This window comes from Streptomyces sp. OZ13 (genome assembly GCF_052068155.1).
Taxonomy (GTDB): Bacteria; Actinomycetota; Actinomycetes; order Streptomycetales; family Streptomycetaceae; genus Streptomyces.
Genome location: NZ_JBQHCZ010000005.1, coordinates 174056 through 192847, shown reverse-complemented (window position 1 = coordinate 192847; position 18792 = coordinate 174056). Strand labels below are relative to the sequence as shown.

Sequence of the window (18792 nt, the reverse complement as noted above, 5' to 3'; positions counted from 1 at the left end):
ATGGCTTCCGTATTCGAATACGCACCCGCACCCGAGTCGCGGTCGATCGTCGACATCGCCCCGTCCTACGGGCTGTTCATCGACGGCGAGTTCTCCGACGCCGCCGACGGCAAGGTCTTCAAGACCGTGTCCCCGTCGAGCGAGGAGGTCCTGGCCGAGGTCGCCCGGGCGGGCGCCGAGGACGTGGACCGTGCGGTGAAGGCCGCCCGTAAGGCCTTCGGGAAGTGGTCGGCGCTGCCCGGCAAGGAGCGCGCCAAGTACCTGTTCCGTATCGCGCGGATCATCCAGGAGCGCAGCCGCGAGCTGGCCGTCCTGGAGACCCTGGACAACGGCAAGCCGATCAAGGAGACCCGCGACGCGGACCTCCCGCTGGTCGCCGCGCACTTCTTCTACTACGCGGGCTGGGCCGACAAGCTCGACCACGCGGGCTACGGCGCGAACCCGCGCCCGCTCGGCGTCGCGGGCCAGGTCATCCCCTGGAACTTCCCCCTCCTGATGCTCGCGTGGAAGATCGCCCCGGCGCTCGCCACCGGCAACACGGTCGTCCTCAAGCCCGCGGAGACCACGCCGCTGTCCGCCCTGTTCTTCGCGGACATCTGCCGCCAGGCCGGCCTGCCGAACGGCGTGGTCAACATCCTTCCCGGCTACGGGGACACCGGCGCCGCCCTGGTCGAGCACCCGGACGTGAACAAGGTCGCCTTCACCGGCTCGACCGCGGTCGGCAAGGCCATCGCCCGCCAGGTCGCCGGCACGAAGAAGAAGGTCACCCTCGAGCTCGGCGGCAAGGGCGCCAACATCGTCTTCGACGACGCCCCCATCGACCAGGCCGTCGAGGGCATCGTCAACGGCATCTTCTTCAACCAGGGACAGGTCTGCTGCGCGGGCTCGCGCCTCCTGGTCCAGGAGTCGATCCAGGACGAGCTGCTGGACTCCCTCAAGCGCCGCCTGTCCACGCTGCGCCTCGGCGACCCGCTGGACAAGAACACCGACATCGGGGCGATCAACTCCGAGGAGCAGCTGTCCCGGATCACGACGCTGGTCGAGGCCGGCGAGGCGGAGGGCGCCGAGCGCTGGTCGCCCGCGTGCGAGCTGCCCGCCTCCGGCTACTGGTTCGCGCCGACGCTGTTCACGAACGTCACGCAGGCGCACACCATCGCCCGCGACGAGATCTTCGGCCCGGTGCTGTCCGTGCTGACGTTCCGCACGCCGGACGAGGCCGTCGCCAAGGCGAACAACAGCCAGTACGGCCTGTCCGCCGGCATCTGGACGGAGAAGGGCTCCCGCATCCTCGCGGTGGCCAACAAGCTCCGTGCGGGTGTGGTGTGGGCCAACACATTCAACAAGTTCGACCCGACCTCGCCGTTCGGCGGCTACAAGGAGTCGGGCTTCGGCCGCGAGGGCGGCCGTCACGGTCTGGAGGCCTACCTCGATGTCTGACGGGCGACTCAGCGTCTTCAAGACCTACAAGCTGTACGTCGGGGGCAAGTTCCCCCGCTCCGAGAGCGGCCGGGTGTACGAGGTGAGTGACTCGAAGGGCAAGTGGCTGGCCAACGTGCCGCTCTCCTCCCGCAAGGACGCGCGGGACGCGGTGGTCGCCGCCCGCAAGGCGTTCGGCGGCTGGTCGGGCGCGACCGCGTACAACCGCGGCCAGATCCTCTACCGCGTCGCCGAGATGCTGGAGGGCCGCAAGGACCAGTTCGTCCGCGAGGTCGCACAGTCGGAGGGCCTGTCCAAGTCGAAGGCGGCCGACGTCGTCGACGCGGCGATCGACCGCTGGGTCTGGTACGCGGGCTGGACCGACAAGATCGCCCAGATCGTGGGCGGGGCGAACCCGGTCGCGGGCCCGTTCTTCAACCTCTCCACCCCCGAGCCGACGGGCGTGGTGACGGTCCTCGCACCGCAGGAATCGTCGTTCCTCGGCCTGGTCTCGGTGATCGCCCCGGTGATCGCGACCGGCAACACGGTCGTCGTCGTGGCCGCCGAGCAGGCCCCCCTCCCGGCACTCTCCCTCGGCGAGGTACTCGCCACGTCCGACCTGCCCGGCGGCGTGGTCAACGTCCTCTCCGGGCGTACGGCGGAGATCGCGGCCCCGCTCGCCGCGCACCAGGACGTCAACGGCATCGACCTGACCGGCGCGGACGAGGTCCTGGCGAAGGAGCTCGAGGTCGCGGCGGCGGACAACCTGAAGCGCGTCTTCCGTCCACAGGCTGTGGATTTCTCGGCGGACCCCGGCACGCACCGGCTGACCGCGTTCCTCGAGACGAAGACGGTCTGGCACCCGACCGGTTCGCTGGGCGCCTCCGGCTCGGCGTACTGACGCCGCCGGCACCGACCGAAGCCCCCCGCCTCTCCGTCCGGAGGCGGGGGGCTTCCCCGTGCGTCCGGCCCGTTCCGGACGAAATGCCCTACGGCAGCAGCGAGGCGGCGACCGGCCCCGCCACCGGGAGGTCCTCGATCGCCTGGCCCTTGGTGATGTTGTCCGTCGCCACCGCCGTGCTGACCGGCTTGAAGTCGGCGACCTGGGTGCCGATCGCGTTGTCGAGCGGGTCCACACCGGTGTTGGCCAGCGGGTGCAGCTGAAGGCTCTTGAGCTCGCCCACACCGCTCACCGAGTTCGTGACGAGCCCGGTGGCCGTCTCCACCGGCACGGCCGCACCGGCCGCCGCGGTGCCCGCGCCGAGCGCGGCTCCCGCCGCGGCGACGGTCAGTCCGGCGCGCAGCACTGCGCGGCGCTTGTTCCTGGAAGCTGCGTGACGAGCCATGGATTCCATCCCATCAAGTGATCGTGCGCGTACGGAAAGTGGTCGGTCGTGTGATGCTCGTACCAACCGGAGCTCCAGGGGGTTCCGGGAGCCGCTGGATGCGTCACACTTGTCTCCCGTGAGTTCCCAACCCATCCCGACCCGCGTCGTGCTGCTCGCGGGCCCCTCAGGCTCCGGAAAGTCCTCTCTCGCCGCCCGTACCGGCCTGCCGGTCCTGCGCCTGGACGACTTCTACAAAGAGGGCAACGACCCGACGCTTCCCCTGGTGACGGGCAGCACCGACATCGACTGGGACTCGCCCTCGTCCTGGGACGCGGACGCCGCGGTGGCGGCGATAGCGGAGCTGTGCCGCAGCGGCCGGACCGCTGTACCGGTGTACGACATCGCCACCAGCTCCCGCACCGGGACCGAGACGCTGGACATCGACCGCACACCGCTGTTCGTCGCCGAAGGCATCTTCGCGGCCGACATCGTGCGGCGCTGTGAGGAGTTGGGCGTCCTCGCCGACGCACTGTGCCTGCGCGGCCGGCCCTCCACTACGTTCCGCCGCCGCCTCGCGCGCGATCTGCGCGAGGGGCGCAAGTCCGTGCCGTTCCTGCTGCGGCGCGGGTGGCGTCTGATGCGCGCGGAGCGCGGCATCGTGGCGCGCCAGGCGGGCCTGGGCGCGCATCCCTGCGGCAAGGCCGAGGCCCTCGGCCGCCTCGCGGCCGCGGCGGCCGGCCACTGCCGGCTGCCCTCGGCGCGGCAGCCCGTCTAGCTGCAGGACATGGGAGTGGGGCCGGACAGAACCCCCCGGCCTGCCCGGCCCCACTCCGTTTTCCCCCGTGGATCCCCGTTCCCCCGTGGATCCTTCTTTCGCGTGGATCCCCGTGTCCCCCGTGGATCCTTCCCGCCGTCTCCCCCGAAACAGCGGTCTCTGCCGTCTCCCCCGAAACGGCAGCCCCCGTACTTCCCCCGTGTTTCCCCCGTGGCCTTCAGGCCACCAGCTCGCCGAAGGACTCCTCTTCGTCACGGCCGAAGCTGAGGACCTCGTCCTCGCGCAGCCGGCGGAGCGACCGCCAGATGCTCGACTTCACCGTGCCGACGCTGATGTCCAGGATCTCCGCGATCTCCGGGTCGGTGCGGCCCTCGTAGTAGCGAAGGACCAGCATCGTCCGCTGGAGTTCGGGAAGCCTGGCGAGCGCCTGCCACAGGACGGCGCGCAGCTCGGTGCCCCGCATCGCGTCGGTGTCGCCCGCCGTCTCCGGCAGCTCCTCCGTGGGGTACTCGTTGAGCTTGCGCCGACGCCAGGCGCTGATGTGCAGGTTGGTCATCGTGCGGCGCAGATAGCCGCCGACGGCGGCCTTGTCGCTGATCCGCTCCCAGGCCCGGTACGTGGAGAACAGGGCGCTCTGGAGCAGGTCCTCCGCCTCGTACCGGTCGCCGGTCAGGTGGTACGCGGTCGCGTACAGGGACGCCCGGCGCTCCTGGACGTAGGCCGTGAACTCGGCCTCGGAGCAGGAGGCCCGCTCCCCCGCCGGCTTCGGCTCCCCGTAGGCGGCGCCGCTTCCCCCCGTGGGTGCGTCAACCACCGCCATGAACGGCGGCTTGTGCTGACGCCCGGCGCCGCGAACGCACCCCCGCCCGTTCACGGCGCCGGACTTCTCGGTGCTCCGCGCGACGTCGTGGAGACGCGTCACAACTGCGCTTGAGGTGGTGCTGTGCAGTGCGTTCATCTCGCGCCCCCCGTCGAGTGGAGTCTGTTTCCGTTCGTGTGAGAAGAAGCTTGCCAAGGCTCTTTCATCGCGGTGTCCGCCGACTGTCACAGGCGCGTCACAAGGAAAGAAGTGGTGTGAGTACGGGCCTGCGGGGTACTGGGAGTCGAACTGAGGCTCCCCATGGGCCAGAATGACCCCCGTGCCTTTCCTGTTGCTGATCGAGGACGACGACGCCATCCGCACGGCCCTCGAACTCTCGCTGTCACGCCAGGGCCACCGAGTGGCCACCGCGGCGACGGGCGAGGACGGCCTGAAACTGCTGCGTGAGCAGCGGCCCGACCTGATCGTGCTGGACGTGATGCTGCCCGGGATCGACGGTTTCGAGGTCTGCCGCCGTATCCGGCGCACCGACCAGTTGCCGATCATCCTGCTGACCGCCCGCAGTGACGACATCGACGTCGTCGTCGGGCTCGAGTCCGGCGCCGACGACTACGTCGTCAAGCCGGTGCAGGGACGGGTCCTCGACGCCCGTATCCGCGCCGTACTGCGCCGCGGCGAGCGGGAGTCCACCGACTCGGCGACGTTCGGCTCGCTGGTGATCGACCGTTCCGCGATGACGGTCACGAAGAACGGGGAGGATCTGCAGCTCACGCCCACCGAGTTGCGTCTCCTTCTGGAGTTGAGCCGGCGCCCCGGTCAGGCCCTGTCACGCCAGCAGCTGCTGCGGCTGGTGTGGGAGCACGACTATCTCGGCGACTCGCGCCTGGTGGACGCGTGTGTGCAGCGGCTGAGGGCGAAGGTGGAGGACGTACCGTCCTCACCGACCCTGATCCGTACGGTGCGTGGCGTCGGCTACCGGCTGGACGTCCCACAGTGACCGGAACGCGCAGTGCGGGCGGGACCGTTCGGTGAACGACGGCACGAACAGCGGCACCCACAGTGACGGGACGAACGGCGACGGCGCTCCACGGCGCGGCGTACTCACCGGAATCCGCCTGACGAGCCTGCGGCTGCGCCTGGTGGTGGTGTTCGCGCTCGTCGCGCTCACGGCCGCCGTGTCCGCGTCCGGCATCGCGTACTGGCTCAACCGCGAAGCGGTGCTGACGCGTACGCAGGACGCGGCCCTCGACGACTTCCGGCAGGACATGCAGAACCGTGCCGCGACGCTGCCGCTGCGACCCACGCAGGACGAGTTGCAGCGCGTCGCCGAGCAGATGGGGAACGGCAGCAACGGCTACAGCGTGCTCCTCATCGGTGAGCGCGCGGAGGGCAAGCCGATCGTCGGCGCGTCCGACCCCGACATGTTCACCAAGGAGGACGTCCCGCAGTCGCTCCAGGACGCGGTCGACGAACGGCAGGAGATCGGCGCCGGCAACACGGTGCCCTACCACCTCTACTGGCAGCGGACCGAACGCGGCGGCAAGCCGTATCTGGTCGGCGGCACCCGGATCGTCGGCGGCGGGCCGACCGGTTACATGTTCAAGTCCCTCGACCAGGAGCGGCAGGACCTCAATTCGCTCGCCTGGTCGCTCGGCATCGCGACACTGCTGGCCCTGGTCGGCTCCGCGCTGCTCGCGCAGGCGGCCGCGACGACCGTGCTGCGGCCGGTGCACCGGCTGGGCGAGGCCGCCAGGCAGCTCGGGGAGGGCAAGCTCGACACCCGGCTGCGTGTCTCCGGCACGGACGAACTGGCCGAGCTGGCACGGACGTTCAACAAGACCGCCGCGTCGCTGGAGAAGAAGGTCGCCGACATGAGCGCGCGCGACGAGTCCAGCCGCCGCTTCGTCGCCGACATGTCGCACGAGCTGCGCACGCCGCTGACAGCGCTCACCGCGGTCACCGAGGTGCTCGAGGACGAGGCGGACAGCCTCGACCCCATGATCGCGCCCGCCGTGAACCTCGTGGTCAGCGAGACCCGTCGGCTGTACGACCTGGTGGAGAACCTGATGGAGGTCACCCGCTTCGACGCCGGCACCGCGAGACTCGTGCTGGACACGGTCGACGTCGCCGACCAGGTCACCGCCTGCATCGACGCCCGTGCCTGGCTGGACGCGGTGGAGCTGGACGCGGAGCGGGGCATCATGGCGCGGCTGGACCCGCGCCGGCTCGACGTGATCCTGGCCAACCTGATCGGCAACGCGCTCAAGCACGGCGGCTCGCCGGTGCGGGTCTCCGTCAGGCCCCTCGACGGCGAGTTGGTCATCGAGGTGCGCGACCACGGACCCGGCATCCCCGAGGAGGTCCTGCCGCACGTGTTCGACCGCTTCTACAAGGCGAGCGCCTCACGGCCGCGTTCCGAGGGCAGTGGACTCGGCCTGTCCATCGCCATGGAGAACGCCCATATCCACGGCGGTGACATCACCGCGGCCAACCTGCCCGAGGGCGGCGCCATCTTCGTGCTGACGCTGCCGCGCGACGGGTCCTCGATCGCGGACTGCGAGGCGGTCGGCACGGGCGACGCGGACGCTCCCGGGGCAACGGGCGCCGACGGCCGCGCGGCGGCGGACGACAACCGCCCGCGGGGAGAGGAAGACACGCTGTGACAGCGGTCGGCGGTGAAGCGGTAGGCGTCACGGCACGGACGGGAAGCCGGGAACGCGTCATGGCACGGACGGGAAGCCAGGAGCACGGCGGGAACCGGGCGCGTCCGGTGAGGGGTACGGGCACCGGCGCCCGCAGGGCCCTCTCGGTGCTGGTCGTGCTCGCCGGCTCCCTCGCGCTCGCCGGCTGCGGCATCAGGACCACCCAGGTGCCTGTCGACGCCGGGGCCGCGCCTTCGCGGGTGCCGTGCGAGGTGTCCGGCGGCAGCATCGCCCCGCAGGCGGAGGAGCAGGGCGTACCCGTCCGCGTCCACCTGTTGTGCGCCTCGCAGCTGGAGGCCGTGGACCGTACGGCGAGGATCTCCGAGAGCAAGGCTGCCGACAGCGCGCCCGAGTTCGCCCAGGCGCTCATCGACGAGCTGCTGAGGGACCCGTCCACGCCGGAGCAGGAAGCGGGCTTCACCACGTACGTGCGGGGGCCGCTGCTGGTGAACGGCGCCAGGGAGGGCGATCCGGAGGGCACCCTGCGGCTGAGCCGCCAGCCGGAGGACCTGCCGACACCGGCCCTCGCACAGATCGTGTGCACCCTGGCGGAGAGCAGGGCCGCGGAGGCCGGCGGGGCCGTGGTGCTCGGCGGTCCCGGGGACTACGCGCCGCACGCCTATGTGTGCTCGACGCGGACGAAGGAACGGCCGGAGGGTGCGGTGCCGACGCTCGACACGCTGCCCTCACCGGGCTCGCCCGCCCGGTAGGAAGTCCGCCGCGGGACCTCGCCCGCGACGCGGGCCCGGACCCGCAGGAGGCTTCGCTCACCCTCTCGGAACAACGGCGGAACCGATTCCCGCCGGGCGTGCGTCTTGGGGTGCGTGCAGCGTCAAGGTTCGGGCGGCAGTGCCGCCATTCGCTTCCGCGTGGCGGGCGTCGTCCTCCTCCTCGCCCATCTGCTGCTCGTCTCTTGGCTGACGCTGCGACCACTCGACGTGATGTGGGTGACGGCGGCGAACCTGGAACCCCTGGCCGGGATCAAGGCCGCTCTGGAGCAAGGACCCGTCGAGGCCGCACGGCACATCGGCGGCGGACTGCTCCTGCTGGCGCCGCTCGGGGTCCTGCTGCCGATGGCGAGCGGCCGTCTCGCCGTGTCCCCGTGGGCATCCCTCGCCCGTACGGTCGCGGCCGGCGCCCTGCTCTCGCTCGGCATCGAGCTGTTGCAGACCGGGGTGCCCGGTCAGGTCGTCGACATCGACTCGCTCCTGCTGAACACCACCGGTGTGGCACTCGCCCACCTCGCGGTCGTGCCCGCGGGCCGTGCCCGGCTGCGCCGCAGGCTGCTGCGTACGAACGGCGGGACCGCGCTGCGCGGCCAGGGACGCGAGGTACGACGCGGGGCCGTGCTCAGGGACGAGGGCCCTCAGGGGGCGACCCCGACGATTCCCAGGGTCGGGATCGCCCCGTAGAGCGACGCTTCGTACCCCTTCGCGAAGCCACCATGGAGTCATCGGGAGCACACAGAGAGGCTCCCGGCGACAGCTCTCGTGAAGGAGCCCACCATGGCCGCAATTGCCCGCCCCCGTGACGGACGCATGATCGGCGGAGTGTGCGCAGCGCTGGCCCGGCGCTTCGGTACGTCCGCCACCACGATGCGCGTGATCTTCGTGGCCTCCTGCCTGCTGCCGGGCCCGCAGTTCCTGCTCTACCTGGCGCTGTGGATGCTGCTGCCCGCCGAGAAGCCGGCCGCCGGCGCCTGGTGACCCGCTTCCCGGGAGTCGTGGGCCGTCAGCCTGCGAGCACCTGCGCGACCTTCGCCAGCTGCTTGTCCGCGACGGCCCCGGGGACCCGTGGCGGCTTTCGGCCCGCGAGGTCGAACGCCATGAAGCGGGCGACCGTCGCGCCCTTGCGGACGACGACGAGATGGACGGGCGACGCGCCGTGCTCGCCGGTGGCGACCGTGGTCCAGCCCACCGTCTCGTCACCGCCCCGGACGGTGAGCGGCGCGGCGGCCCTCACCTCGCGGTAGGAGGCGCCGCGGCCGTCGAGCGTCGCCGCGAAGCCGTCGCCGCAGGCGGCGAGTGCCGCTTCGAGGCCGTCCATGAGCTTCTTCGCGTCGGTCTCGCTGTACGAACTGAGCGACGCGGAGATCGCGAGGCCGAGGTCGTCGAGCGACCCGAGGCCGCGGTTGACGGTGTGCCGGGCGCGCCCGTCCGGCTCGTCGCCCATGGCGTCGGCCAGCGGCTGACACGGTGCCTTGTCGGCCGTCGGCTGCCCCGAGGCGGCGAGGGCGCTCTTCCCGGTGGAGACCTGGAAACCGGTCAGGTCCTTGGTGGTGAGTGCCGCACGCTCCAGCTCCGGCGCGGTCAACGGTACGGAGGCGTCACCGCCGTTGCCGCCGCCCTTGCCGGTGTCTGTCGCGGCGCCGGGCGCGGTGCTCGTTCCCGAGGGCGGTGCCCCCTGGGACCCGCCGGGCCCTTCGTCGTCGCCGCTCGTGCAGGCGGCCGTGGTCAGGAGCAGCGCGCAGACGGCGCCGAACGCGGTGATCTGGCCGGTCTTGGCTCGCATGGCGGCGATCCTGGCACAAACGCCGTGGGGCGCACACCCGGTTCGGGTGTGCGCCCCACGGACGTCAGCCGGTCCGTGGGCCGGCTGTGCGCGCGTCAGATACCGAGCGGCAGGCCACCGGTCGGCAGGCCACCGGTGAGATCACCAAGGGCGCCGGTCACCGGGAGGCCGCCGAGCAGACCGCTGACCGGGTCGGTCGCGCCCGAGGGAACGGCCTCCCCGACAGCACCCTGCGCGGTGGCGGGCACCGCGGCCGCGCCCGCCGGCAGCTTTTCGGTGACCTCGTTGAGCGGCAGCGTCGTGGAGAGGTTGCCGAGCGCACCCGTCGGGTCGGGTACGGCGGGGGCCGCGGAGGCGGTACCCGCGGCGGCAGCGGCGAAGGCGGCACCGAGAGCGGCGACACCGAGGGTCTTTGCAGCAGACTGCTTCATCAGGAACGAATCCTTGGGGACGGGAACATGAGCGGCTCTGCAAGCTAGTCAGGCTTGCACATGCCCTGCAAACACCGCGAAGCGGCCGGAATTGACGGATCCGGCCGCTTCGGTGTAGATGCCGTCCGGGTGACGGCGAGGGGTCAGTTCCCCCCTGTGGCGGTCTGCCGGAACAGCCATTCGGACTTGAGTTCGGCATAGCCCGGCTTGATGACGTCGTTGATCATCGCCAGTCGTTCATCGAAAGGGATGAACGCGGACTTCATCGCGTTGACGGTGAACCACTGCATGTCGTCGAGCGTGTATCCGAACGCCTCGGTCAGCAGCTCGAACTCGCGGCTCATGCTGGTGCCGCTCATCAGCCGGTTGTCGGTGTTGACCGTGGTCCTGAAGTGCAGCTTCCGCAGCAGCCCGATGGGGTGGGCGGCGATGGAGTCGGCGGCGCCCGTCTGCAGGTTGGAGGTGGGGCACATCTCCAGCGGGATGCGCTTGTCCCGTACGTACGCGGCGAGCCGGCCCAGCTTCACCGAGCCGTCGTCCGCCACCTCGATGTCGTCGATGATCCGCACGCCGTGCCCGAGCCGGTCGGCGCCGCACCACTGGAGCGCCTGCCAGATGGACGGCAGCCCGAACGCCTCGCCTGCGTGGATGGTGAAGTGGTTGTTCTCGCGCTTCAGGTACTCGAAGGCGTCGAGGTGGCGGGTGGGCGGGAAGCCCGCCTCTGCGCCGGCGATGTCGAACCCGACGACGCCGTTGTCGCGGTAGCGGTTGGCGAGTTCGGCGATCTCCAGCGCGCGGGCGGCGTGCCGCATCGCGGTGAGCAGCGCGCCGACCCGGATCCGGTGGCCGCTCTCGCGGGCAAGCCGCTCCCCTTCGCGGAAGCCCTCGTTGACCGCCTCGACGACCTCCTCGAGACTCAGGCCCCCCTCGAGGTGCTGCTCGGGGGCGTAGCGGACCTCGGCGTAGACGACCCCGTCCTCCGCCAGGTCCTGTGCGCACTCCGCGGCCACGCGGAACAGCGCGTCGCGGGACTGCATCACGGCACAGGTGTGCGCGAAGGTCTCCAGGTAGCGTTCCAGCGAGCCCGAGTCCGCGGCCTCGCGGAACCAGATGCCGAGCTTGTCGGGTTCGGTCTCCGGAAGGGCCTCGTACCCGGCGTCGCGGGCGAGTTCGATGATCGTGCCCGGCCGCAGACCGCCGTCCAGGTGGTCGTGGAGCAGCACCTTCGGGGCGCGGCGGATCTGGTCCGCGGTGGGCGAATTGAGGGTCTGGCTCGTCATCTGCGCACTCTAGCCCCTACGCGCGTAGAGCGCGCCCCCTCGGATCGCCTGTTGATACGTAACAGTGACCGTGCGTACGGGTGGAGTACACCTCGCCTTCTGAGACTGTTCTGCCATGGCACACCACGCACTGCCCCGGTGGTGGGGGCGTCCGGCCGCTGAGGCCGCAGCGGCGAACGCCCTCGGTGGGACGACCGTCGTACGGGCGGAACGAGGAGGCCGGACACCGCGGGCGAGGCTCGGCAGCCTGCCGGGGCGTTCCGGCGTCCGGAACGACGGGACGGACCCGGCGGTGGCGGGGGCGGTGCTGCTGCTGCCGGACGGCGAACCGGAGTCGGCGCGCAGGGCGTCCGCGTGGTCGTACGCCGCCGTGCTGCCGCTCGGCCGGACGCTCGCGAAGGCGGGACGCGACGACGGGCTGGTCGTGCACAGCGTCCGCTACCGCGGCCGCGGCTGGAACGGGGCGGACGCCCGGCTCGCCGCGGACGCGACCTGGGCGGTGGAGGAGGTCGTACGCCGCTACGGGGACGTGCCCGTGTGCCTGGCGGGCCATGGCATGGGCGGGCGGGCGGCGCTGCACGCGGCCGGGCACCCGGCCGTCAACTCCGTGCTGGCGCTGGCCCCTTGGCTGCCGGACGACGACATGGCGGCGGACCCGGAGCCGGTGCGGCAGCTCGCCGGCCGCCAGGTGCTGATCGTGCACGGCACCAACGACGCGCGGACGGACCCGGAGCTCTCCTACCGGCTCGCCGAGCGTGCCAAGAAGTCCCACCGCGACATCTGCCGCTTCGAGGTCCACTCCGACGGGCACGCGCTGCGCCAGTACCAGGCGGAAGTGCAGGCGCTGGCCGTGGACTTCGTCCGCGGCTCCCTTTTCACGAGGTCCTACGCCCGCCCGGTCGCCGACGCCCTCGCTGCGCCGCCGCCGCTCGGGCTGCGGATGCCGCTGGCGGCGGGTTTCGGGCGGTCGCTGCGGGCCTGACGGGCTTGACTTGAAGTGCGCTCCAAAATCCAGACTCCCTTGCGAGCCCGGGGACTTCGGGCCTGAAGGGGAGGGAACCACCATGAAGTACCGCACCATCGGCACCGAGCGGAGCACCGGGCGCAGGGTCAGCGTGCTGGCGCTGGGCGCCATGCTGTTCGGCACCCTGACCGACGATCAGACCTCCTTCGCCGTCCTGGACCGCTATGTCGAGGCCGGTGGGAATTTCATCGACACCTCCGACAACTACGCGTTCTGGGTCGGCGGTGACGTCGGCGGTCAGAGCGAGGCGCTGCTCGGCCGCTGGCGCCGGAGCCGCGGCATCGGGGACGAGGTGGTCATCGCCACCAAGCTGGGCGCCGCGCCGCTCGCCCCCGGCACCGGTTACGTGGACAACGCGGAGGGCCTGTCCGCCAAGGCGGTACGCGAGGCGGCGGAGCGCAGCCGGGAGCGGCTCGGTGTCGACCGGCTCGACCTGCTCTACGCGCACATCGAGGACCGGACCGTCCCGCTCGCGGAGACGGTGGAGGCCTTCGGCGCGCTGGTGGCGGATGGCACGGTCGGCCTGCTCGGCGCCAGCAACCACGCGATCTGGCGCGTCGAACGGGCACGCGCGCTCGCCGCTGCAGCCGGAGTGCCCGGATACGAGGTGCTCCAGTACCAGCACAGCCATCTGCGGCCGCGTCTCGACATGCCGTCCGACCTCTTCGCGGACGGCAGTCTCGGCCACGCCGGTGCGGAGCTGCTGAGCTATCTGCGGGCCGAGCCCGGTCTGACCCTGGTCGCGTACTCGCCGCTGCTCGCCGGGGCGTACTCCCGCGAGGACAAGCCGCTGCCGCCGGACTACGACCACCCGGGCACGCCCGCCCGGCTCACGGTGCTGCGCGAGGTCGCGAAGGAGACCGGCGCGAGCGTGAACCAGGTGGTCCTCGCCTGGCAGATCGGCGGCCCGCTGCCGGTGATCCCGCTTGCGGGGGCGTCCTCCGTGGCCCAACTGGAGGAGAACCTGGCGGCCGTGGACCTGGACCTGACGGAGGACCAGCGCGCCAGGCTCGACGCGGCTCACTGACGTCCCGCCTCCCCGCCGAAGCCGTTCACGTCCCGGGGCTGCCGGGCCGGGAGCGGCTTCGGCGGCCACTCGGCTACTGCGGCAGCAACCGGCCGCGCCGGGACAGCAGGAAACGCTTGAACTCAGCCACCGGCGGTGTCTCCGGGTGACCGTCGAGCCAGGCGACGCCGATCTCGCGGGCCGCCCTGGGCGCCGTCACCGTCAGCTCCACGACGCCCGGGCGGGCGACGGCCGGCGGCGGCAGGAGGGCCACGCCCAGACCGGCCGCCACCAGCCCGCGCAGTGTCTCCGCCTCCTCGCCCTCGAAGGCGACGCGCGGTGTGAACCCGGCCTCGGCGCACAGGTCGTCGGTGATGCGGCGCAGCCCGTAACCGGGTTCGAGGGTCACGAAGCTCTCGTCGGCCGCCTCCGCGAGCCGGACGCGTTTGCGGCCGGCCAGCCGGTGGTCGTCGGGAACCACGAGCCGCAGGCGCTGTTCGTCGAGGCGGCGGGCGACGAGGTCGGGGGCGTCGGGCACGGGCGAGGTGAGACACAGGTCCAGCTCGCCCGCCCGGAGCCGTTCGATCATCGCCTCGCCGTAGTTCTGGACGAGGGTGAAGCGGATACGCGGGTGGTCCGCGCGGAAGGCCCGGATCAGTCCGGGCACCGTCTCGGACCCCATGGTGTGCAGAAAGCCGAAGGCGACCTTGCCCGACCGCGGGTCGGTGTCGGCGCGGACGGACTCCGCGGCCCGTTCCACCTCGGCCAGCGCCCGCTCGACGGAGACGAGGAACGTCCGGCCGGCCGGTGTGAGCGAGACCGTGCGGCCTTTGCGGGCGAACAGGGTGACGCCCAGATCCGCTTCGAGGCGGACCATCGCCCGCGACAGCGTCGACTGGGGGACCCCCATGTCCTGCGCGGCGCGCGTCACATGCTCGTGCCGGGCGACGCCCGCGAAGTACGCGAGGCGGGGAGCAAGCTCCAGCGTGATGTCTTCTTCGTAACTACTGGGTGACAGGCGGGGCCCTGAGCTGCGTTCATGCACCATGGGAACGATTGTCGCCGTTTCATGCATTGGACGCATGAAAAACCGGAGCCTACCTTCGACGTATGCCTCCTGCCAGTACCAAGGCGCCCACCACCGTGGGCGCCGTCCCGTCGTCCCCCGATCTCCTCTCCCCCGGCGTGGCCGGCTACCGCCGCATGAGCTTCGCGCTCTTCGCCGCCGGGATGGCGACCTTCGCCCTCCTCTACTCCACGCAGGCGCTGCTGCCCGCCGTCTCCGCCGACTTCGGCGTCACCGCGTCGGCCGCCAGCTGGACCGTGTCCGCCGCGACCGGTGCGCTGGCCCTGTGCGTCCTGCCGATGAGCGCGCTGTCGGAGCGCTTCGGGCGGACCGCCGTGATGAACGCGTCCCTCGCGGTCGCGGTCGTGGTGGGGCTGCTGGTGCCGTTCGCGCCGAACGTCGAGTGGCTGGTGGCGCTGCGCGCCGTGCAGGGCGCGGCGCTCGCCGGTCTGCCCGCGTCGGCGATGGCGTTCCTCGCCGAAGAGGTCCGGCCGAAGGCTCTGGTCGGCGCGATCGGACTGTTCGTGGCGGGAAACAGCATCGGCGGCATGAGCGGCCGGATCCTCACGGGCTGGGTGGCACAGGCCTTCGGCTGGCGCGTCGCGCTCGCCGCGGTCGGCGTGATGGCGCTGGCCTGCGCCCTGGTCTTCCGCGCACTGCTGCCGAAGGCCCGGCACTTCACGCCCGGAACGCTCGACCCCCGCACCCTGGCGAGGACCGTCCGCGCTCACCTCGCAGATCCGCTGCTGCTGCGCCTGTACGCGATCGGCGCGCTGTTCATGACCGTCTTCGGCGCCGTGTACACGGTGATCGGCTACCGGCTGGTCGCGGAGCCCTTCGGCCTTCCGCAGGGCGTGATCGGCTCGATCTTCCTGGTCTACCTGGTGGGCACGGTCTCCTCGGCCGCGGCCGGGCAGCTCGTCGCCCGGCTCGGGCGCCGGGGCGCGCTGTACCTCGCGGTCGCCACGACCGCCGCGGGTCTGCTGCTGTCCCTCTCGGACACGCTGGCTTTGGTGCTCCTCGGCCTCGTCCTGATCACCGCCGGATTCTTCGCCGGCCACGCGGTGGCCTCGTCCTCCGTGAGCCGTACGGCGAAGACGGGCCGCGCCCAGGCGTCCGCGCTCTACCAGTCGGCGTACTACCTGGGCAGCAGCGCGGGCGGCACGCTCGGCGCGGTCGCCTTCCACACCGGCGGCTGGGGCGGCACGGTGCTGCTGGGGCTGCTGGCGGTCCTCGGCGTCGTGTCGATCACCCTCTACGGGACGCACGCGGCGCGGGCCCGGGCACGGCTCGTGCCGGCGGGCGCGCGCCACTGAAACACTCCTGGTTCCACCCCTGATTTTCCCGTCCGGCGGTGAGTGTCAGTGGCCTGCGGTAGCTTTCGAAGCGGTGGTACCGATGGGTGACAGGGGTGGACCCGATGAGTGACCTGGCAGCGACGCAGGACCTGGATTCGCGGCTGGAACAGCACCGAAAGGAGCTGACCGGCTACTGCTACCGGATGCTCGGCTCGTCCTTCGAGGCGGAGGACGCCGTCCAGGACACGATGGTCCGGGCGTGGCGCAGTTTCGAGAAGTTCGAGGGCCGGTCCTCCCTGCGCTCATGGCTGTACCGCATCGCGACGAATGTGTGCCTGGACATGCTGAACGCCGGTAATCGCCGCGCCCGCCCGATGGACCTGTCCGGTCCCACACCGGTCGCACAGGCCCAGCTCAACGCCCGCCCCGAGATCACCTGGCTCGAGCCGGTGCCCGACGGACGGGTGCTGCCCTCCGTGGCGGACCCGGCGGAGACGGCCGTGGAGCGGGAGACGATCAGGCTGGCGTTCGTCGCGGCACTCCAGCATCTGCCGCCCAAGCAGCGGGCGGTGCTGATCCTGCGGGAGGTGCTGGCCTGGAAGGCGAGCGAGGTCGCCGAGCTCCTCGGCACGACGGTCGCGTCGGTCAACAGCGCACTCCAGCGGGCCCGCGCCACGCTCAACGAACAGGGCCCGGCCACGTCGGACGCGGCGGACCCGCTCGACGAGGAGCAGCAGCATCTGCTGGAGCGCTATGTCGCCGCCTTCGAGGGCTACGACATGAAGGCGCTGACGGCGCTGCTCCATGAGGACGCGACGATGTCCATGCCCCCTTACGACCTGTGGCTGCGCGGCCACGACGACATCGTGGGCTGGATGCTCGGCGTCGGCGACGTCTGCCGTGGCTCCCGTCTGGTGCCGACCGTGGCGAACGGCGTCCCGGCGTTCGCCCACTACCACCCGTCGGCGGACGGCGAGGGGTACGAGCCGTGGGCGCTCATCGTCCTCGAGCTGTCGGACGGCAGGATCGGCGGGATGGACTTCTTCCTGGACACCAAGCGCTGGTTCCCGCTGTTCGACCTGCCGGCGCGACTGGACAAGACGGGCGCGCCGGTCGAGGCCGAGGAGGCGGAATCCGCTTGAGGTCCTGTCCGCCGGGACAGGCCTGGGGTCTTTCGTTTGGATCAGGCCGGATCAGGGAGCGGGGTCTGGTGCGTGCGATCGCAAGGCGGAGGAGGGAGGCTGGGGGTGCCCCCGTGCCCGGAGGGCTACGGGGGAGTGCGTGCCAGGGCCCGCGAGCCCGGCGTGATCCAAACGAGAGGCCCCTACGCGGCGTCGGCCAGTTCCGGCAGGCCCACCAGGTCCAGCAGGGCGAGCAGTTCGGGTCCGGCGTTCATGAGCCGGAGCCGGCTCCCGTGCCGTCGCGCCGTGAGGTGCAGTCGGGCGAGGGCGTCGACGGCGGCGAGATTCACCTGGGCCAGCCCGGCGACGTCGCAGAACACCTCATGGGGAGGTTCGCCGCCTGCTCCATCGTCACGGAGCAGGCGGCGGAGTTCCTCGCAGAGGCGCGGCACATCGGCCGGGACGATCCTCCCGGTGATGCGCATGACAGCTGGCTTCATGGCGTCCACACCGGAAGAGACCGGCGCCGCGACGGGAACTCATCGCAGCCCCCGGGACGGGACCGGTGACTTCCACCGGCCCCGTCTTCCCCCTGCGGTCGCAGGATGCCGTCGCCCCGGGTCAGGCACCCTTCTGCCGGGTCAGGCGATGCGGTCCAGCACGATCGGGTTCGCCGTGAAGGCCGTGCCCGGCTCCGCGATGTCGTAAGCCGCGCCCAGGGACTCCAGCGCGTAGTCGAACTTCTCCGGGGTGTCCGTGTGGAGGGTCAGCAGCGGCTGGCCCGCGGTCACCGTGTCGCCCGGCTTGGCGTGGATCTCGACGCCCGCGCCGGCCTGGACCGGGTCCTCCTTGCGGGCGCGGCCGGCGCCGAGACGCCAGGCGGCGATGCCGATGTCATAGGCGTCGAGGCGGGTCAGCACGCCGGAGGCGGACGCGGTGACGACGTGCTGCTCGCGGGCCACGGGCAGCGCGGCGTCCGGGTCGCCGCCCTGGGCGGCGATCATGCGGCGCCAGACGTCCATCGCGGAGCCGTCGGCCAGGGCCTTCGCCGGGTCGGCGTCCTTGATCCCGGCGGCGTCGAGCATCTCGCGGGCGAGCGCGAGGGTCAGCTCCACGACATCGGCGGGGCCGCCGCCGGCGAGGACCTCGACGGACTCGCGGACCTCGAGGGCGTTGCCGGCCGTCAGGCCGAGCGGGGTGGACATGTCGGTCAGCAGGGCAACGGTCTTCACACCGCTGTCAGTGCCCAGCGCGACCATGGTGGAGGCCAGTTCGCGGGCGTCGTCGATGTTCTTCATGAACGCGCCGGTGCCGACCTTCACGTCGAGGACCAGCGAACCGGTGCCCTCCGCGATCTTCTTCGACATGATCGAGGACGCGATCAGCGGGATCGCCTCGACGGTGCCGGTGACGTCGCGCAGCGCGTAGAGCTTCTTGTCGGCGGGGGCGAGGCCGTCACCGGCCGCGCAGATGACCGCGCCGGTGGTGTCGAGGACGTTCAGCATCTCCTCGTTGGAGAGCAGCGCGCGCCAGCCGGGGATCGACTCCAGCTTGTCGAGCGTGCCGCCGGTGTGGCCGAGTCCGCGACCGCTGAGCTGCGGGACGGCCGCGCCGCAGGCGGCGACCAGCGGGGCGAGCGGCAGCGTGATCTTGTCGCCGACGCCGCCGGTGGAGTGCTTGTCGGCGGTCGGGCGGGAGAGCGTGTCGAAGTTCATCCGCTCGCCGGAGGCGATCATCGCGGCGGTCCAGCGGGCGATCTCGGTGCGGTTCATGCCATTGAGGAGGATGGCCATGGCCAGGGCCGACATCTGCTCGTCCGCGACCTCGCCGCGGGTGTAGGCGTCGATGACCCAGTCGATCTGCTGGGGGCTCAGCTCGCCGCGGTCCCGCTTGGTGCGGATGACGGAGATGACGTCCATGGCATTCCTCCAGGTTGGTCTGCGCGCTCTACGCGCATAGAGAGAGGGTAAGGGAGCGGCCCCTCCACCGAAGCGGAAGGGCCGCGGGGCGCCGG

20 protein-coding genes are annotated in these 18792 nt (G+C 71.6%); 12 read left to right on the top strand and 8 right to left on the bottom strand.

Annotation, left to right across the window (positions count from 1 at the left end; translation table 11 throughout):
- Positions 1-1437, top strand: a complete 1437-nt coding sequence (locus tag ACTMTU_RS14305) for an aldehyde dehydrogenase family protein (RefSeq protein ID WP_441263855.1) — start codon at positions 1-3, stop codon at positions 1435-1437.
- Positions 1430-2317, top strand: a complete 888-nt coding sequence (locus tag ACTMTU_RS14300; RefSeq protein ID WP_441263854.1) for an aldehyde dehydrogenase family protein — start codon at positions 1430-1432, stop codon at positions 2315-2317. Before ACTMTU_RS14305 ends, ACTMTU_RS14300 begins: the two co-directional genes overlap by 8 nt.
- A gap of 88 nt (positions 2318-2405) precedes the next feature.
- On the opposite strand, the gene ACTMTU_RS14295 is transcribed toward ACTMTU_RS14300, so the two are convergent.
- Positions 2406-2762 carry a hypothetical protein gene (locus ACTMTU_RS14295; RefSeq protein ID WP_441263853.1) on the bottom strand — a complete coding sequence of 119 codons (357 nt, stop codon included), beginning with the start codon at positions 2760-2762 and terminating at the stop codon, positions 2406-2408.
- Positions 2763-2880: 118 nt separating this feature from the next.
- On the opposite strand from ACTMTU_RS14295, the gene ACTMTU_RS14290 reads away from it, so the two are divergent.
- Positions 2881-3519 carry a uridine kinase family protein gene (locus tag ACTMTU_RS14290; RefSeq protein ID WP_441263852.1) on the top strand — a complete coding sequence of 213 codons (639 nt, stop codon included), beginning with the start codon at positions 2881-2883 and terminating at the stop codon, positions 3517-3519.
- 217 nt (positions 3520-3736) lie between these two features.
- Here the strand turns inward: ACTMTU_RS14290 and ACTMTU_RS14285 are convergent, their stop codons facing one another.
- Positions 3737-4477, bottom strand: coding sequence for a SigE family RNA polymerase sigma factor (locus tag ACTMTU_RS14285; RefSeq protein WP_037773907.1), 741 nt, complete (start codon positions 4475-4477; stop codon positions 3737-3739).
- Between the two features lie 181 nt (positions 4478-4658).
- On the opposite strand from ACTMTU_RS14285, the gene afsQ1 reads away from it, so the two are divergent.
- From afsQ1 to ACTMTU_RS14260, 5 genes are all read left to right on the top strand, one after another.
- On the top strand, positions 4659-5336 hold the full coding sequence (gene afsQ1 / locus ACTMTU_RS14280) for a two-component system response regulator AfsQ1 (RefSeq protein ID WP_175257369.1): 678 nt from the start codon (positions 4659-4661) through the stop codon (positions 5334-5336).
- A 133-nt stretch (positions 5337-5469) separates the two neighbouring features.
- The gene (locus ACTMTU_RS14275; protein ID WP_441264222.1) at positions 5470-7002 is read left to right on the top strand and encodes an ATP-binding protein; all 1533 of its coding nucleotides are present in this window, start codon (positions 5470-5472) and stop codon (positions 7000-7002) included.
- A 59-nt stretch (positions 7003-7061) separates the two neighbouring features.
- Positions 7062-7751, top strand: a complete 690-nt coding sequence (locus tag ACTMTU_RS14270) for a hypothetical protein (RefSeq protein ID WP_441263851.1) — start codon at positions 7062-7064, stop codon at positions 7749-7751.
- Positions 7752-7865: 114 nt separating this feature from the next.
- A complete protein-coding gene (locus ACTMTU_RS14265) occupies positions 7866-8453 on the top strand; it encodes a VanZ family protein (protein WP_441263850.1) in 588 nt (195 codons plus the stop codon).
- Positions 8454-8546: 93 nt separating this feature from the next.
- The gene (locus ACTMTU_RS14260) at positions 8547-8747 is read left to right on the top strand and encodes a PspC domain-containing protein (RefSeq protein WP_005312962.1); all 201 of its coding nucleotides are present in this window, start codon (positions 8547-8549) and stop codon (positions 8745-8747) included.
- A gap of 25 nt (positions 8748-8772) precedes the next feature.
- Here ACTMTU_RS14260 and ACTMTU_RS14255 read toward each other — a convergent pair whose 3' ends face one another.
- From ACTMTU_RS14255 to ACTMTU_RS14245, 3 genes are all read right to left on the bottom strand, one after another.
- Complete coding sequence (locus ACTMTU_RS14255) at positions 8773-9552, bottom strand: hypothetical protein (protein ID WP_441263849.1); 780 nt, start codon at positions 9550-9552, stop codon at positions 8773-8775.
- A gap of 95 nt (positions 9553-9647) precedes the next feature.
- The gene (locus ACTMTU_RS14250; protein ID WP_441263848.1) at positions 9648-9983 is read right to left on the bottom strand and encodes an ATP-binding protein; all 336 of its coding nucleotides are present in this window, start codon (positions 9981-9983) and stop codon (positions 9648-9650) included.
- 143 nt (positions 9984-10126) lie between these two features.
- Complete coding sequence (locus ACTMTU_RS14245) at positions 10127-11263, bottom strand: adenosine deaminase (RefSeq protein WP_307707940.1); 1137 nt, start codon at positions 11261-11263, stop codon at positions 10127-10129.
- 115 nt (positions 11264-11378) lie between these two features.
- Between ACTMTU_RS14245 and ACTMTU_RS14240 the strand changes: the two genes are divergently transcribed.
- Positions 11379-12245 carry an alpha/beta hydrolase gene (locus ACTMTU_RS14240; RefSeq protein ID WP_441263847.1) on the top strand — a complete coding sequence of 289 codons (867 nt, stop codon included), beginning with the start codon at positions 11379-11381 and terminating at the stop codon, positions 12243-12245.
- An 82-nt stretch (positions 12246-12327) separates the two neighbouring features.
- Positions 12328-13314: an aldo/keto reductase gene (locus ACTMTU_RS14235; protein ID WP_441263846.1), complete on the top strand. Its 987-nt coding sequence runs from the start codon at positions 12328-12330 to the stop codon at positions 13312-13314.
- A 73-nt stretch (positions 13315-13387) separates the two neighbouring features.
- Here ACTMTU_RS14235 and ACTMTU_RS14230 read toward each other — a convergent pair whose 3' ends face one another.
- Entirely contained in the window at positions 13388-14341 is a 954-nt protein-coding gene (locus ACTMTU_RS14230; RefSeq protein WP_189466569.1) for a LysR family transcriptional regulator, read from the bottom strand.
- A 62-nt stretch (positions 14342-14403) separates the two neighbouring features.
- Here ACTMTU_RS14230 and ACTMTU_RS14225 point away from each other — a divergent pair, with 62 nt between their 5' ends.
- On the top strand, positions 14404-15675 hold the full coding sequence (locus ACTMTU_RS14225) for an MFS transporter (RefSeq protein ID WP_441263845.1): 1272 nt from the start codon (positions 14404-14406) through the stop codon (positions 15673-15675).
- 104 nt (positions 15676-15779) lie between these two features.
- A complete protein-coding gene (locus ACTMTU_RS14220; protein WP_441263844.1) occupies positions 15780-16799 on the top strand; it encodes a sigma-70 family RNA polymerase sigma factor in 1020 nt (339 codons plus the stop codon).
- 182 nt (positions 16800-16981) lie between these two features.
- Here the strand turns inward: ACTMTU_RS14220 and ACTMTU_RS14215 are convergent, their stop codons facing one another.
- Both ACTMTU_RS14215 and ACTMTU_RS14210 read right to left on the bottom strand, forming a co-directional pair.
- Entirely contained in the window at positions 16982-17278 is a 297-nt protein-coding gene (locus ACTMTU_RS14215; protein WP_441263843.1) for an STAS domain-containing protein, read from the bottom strand.
- 141 nt (positions 17279-17419) lie between these two features.
- Positions 17420-18697 (bottom strand): thymidine phosphorylase, encoded by a 1278-nt coding sequence (locus tag ACTMTU_RS14210; RefSeq protein WP_441263842.1) that lies wholly within the window; start codon positions 18695-18697, stop codon positions 17420-17422.
- Positions 18698-18792: the final 95 nt, after the last annotated feature.

Bases quoted from the DNA above. Each gene is read 5' to 3' on its own strand.
- ACTMTU_RS14305 (WP_441263855.1), top strand. From the start codon at position 1: ATGGCTTCCGTATTCGAATACGCACCCGCACCCGAGTCGCGGTCGATC.
- ACTMTU_RS14300 (WP_441263854.1), top strand. From the start codon at position 1,430: ATGTCTGACGGGCGACTCAGCGTCTTCAAGACCTACAAGCTGTACGTC.
- ACTMTU_RS14295 (WP_441263853.1), bottom strand. From the start codon at position 2,762: ATGGCTCGTCACGCAGCTTCCAGGAACAAGCGCCGCGCAGTGCTGCGC.
- ACTMTU_RS14285 (WP_037773907.1), bottom strand. From the start codon at position 4,477: ATGAACGCACTGCACAGCACCACCTCAAGCGCAGTTGTGACGCGTCTC.
- ACTMTU_RS14270 (WP_441263851.1), top strand. From the start codon at position 7,062: ATGGCACGGACGGGAAGCCAGGAGCACGGCGGGAACCGGGCGCGTCCG.
- ACTMTU_RS14260 (WP_005312962.1), top strand. From the start codon at position 8,547: ATGGCCGCAATTGCCCGCCCCCGTGACGGACGCATGATCGGCGGAGTG.
- ACTMTU_RS14255 (WP_441263849.1), bottom strand. From the start codon at position 9,552: ATGCGAGCCAAGACCGGCCAGATCACCGCGTTCGGCGCCGTCTGCGCG.
- ACTMTU_RS14250 (WP_441263848.1), bottom strand. From the start codon at position 9,983: ATGAAGCAGTCTGCTGCAAAGACCCTCGGTGTCGCCGCTCTCGGTGCC.
- ACTMTU_RS14245 (WP_307707940.1), bottom strand. From the start codon at position 11,263: ATGACGAGCCAGACCCTCAATTCGCCCACCGCGGACCAGATCCGCCGC.
- ACTMTU_RS14240 (WP_441263847.1), top strand. From the start codon at position 11,379: ATGGCACACCACGCACTGCCCCGGTGGTGGGGGCGTCCGGCCGCTGAG.
- ACTMTU_RS14235 (WP_441263846.1), top strand. From the start codon at position 12,328: ATGAAGTACCGCACCATCGGCACCGAGCGGAGCACCGGGCGCAGGGTC.
- ACTMTU_RS14230 (WP_189466569.1), bottom strand. From the start codon at position 14,341: ATGGTGCATGAACGCAGCTCAGGGCCCCGCCTGTCACCCAGTAGTTAC.
- ACTMTU_RS14225 (WP_441263845.1), top strand. From the start codon at position 14,404: ATGCCTCCTGCCAGTACCAAGGCGCCCACCACCGTGGGCGCCGTCCCG.
- ACTMTU_RS14220 (WP_441263844.1), top strand. From the start codon at position 15,780: ATGAGTGACCTGGCAGCGACGCAGGACCTGGATTCGCGGCTGGAACAG.
- ACTMTU_RS14215 (WP_441263843.1), bottom strand. From the start codon at position 17,278: ATGAAGCCAGCTGTCATGCGCATCACCGGGAGGATCGTCCCGGCCGAT.
- ACTMTU_RS14210 (WP_441263842.1), bottom strand. From the start codon at position 18,697: ATGGACGTCATCTCCGTCATCCGCACCAAGCGGGACCGCGGCGAGCTG.